This window comes from Vibrio sp. 2033, assembly GCF_033339735.1.
Map to the genome: position 1 here is coordinate 1 of NZ_JAWOVC010000297.1, position 747 is coordinate 747.

The 747-nt window shown below is 46.9% G+C and carries 1 protein-coding gene; it reads right to left on the reverse strand.

Annotated features, from left to right (window positions below):
- Positions 1 to 152: 152 nt before the first annotated feature.
- A partial coding sequence (locus tag R7P74_RS26195; RefSeq protein WP_318123566.1) for a branched-chain amino acid transport system II carrier protein occupies positions 153 to 747 on the reverse strand: 595 nt, incomplete at its 5' end.

A 747-nucleotide genomic window follows, 5' to 3' on the forward strand; every position in this document is an offset into this window, starting at 1 on the left:
GTGACGAGCGAATTGAAAAGTGGTGTGAACAAGTACTTGTGGAGTTCCACGATACGCTTTAAGCACCGACGCTTACGTTGATGCGAACCAGATACAAAAAAGCCCGATGAATCACTTCATCGGGCTTTTTCATTATTCAGTTTCTGGCGTCTTTACGCCGCTTCTTCTCGTAGTTCTGGTTGAACAGATTTAGAGATGAAGAACATGCAGATGATAGCTGCCAGAGTAGGAAGAACCCAACCCATGCCCACTTCAAACAGCGGTAGTACGTTGAACGCAGATACATCCAAACCAGCAACTTTCGCTGCATCAACAAGTGCGAACAATAGTGATACTAGCAGTACCGCACGGTATGCAAAGCGAGGATTTGGCAGTTTGCTACGAACAAAGGTAAGAGCAACCAAAGCAATCGCCACTGGGTAAAGGGCAAACAGTACAGGTACAGAGAGCGAAATCAATTGCGCTAGACCAACGTTAGCAACTAGCGCACATACGGCACCGTTGATTAGAACCCACTGCTTGTATGACAGTGATGTCTTCGAGCTGAAGAAATCAGAACATGCTGAAATCAGGCCGATAGCCGTTGTCAGACACGCTAGCAATACAATCACAGAAAGAACGATTTGACCGTAAGGGCCAAACAATGCTTGAACGTACTGGCTTAGAATCAGACCACCGTTGTCTGCGCCCGCAGCAACTGCTGCACTGGTAGCGCCTAGGTAGAATAGCGAAATGTAAACAAATGCT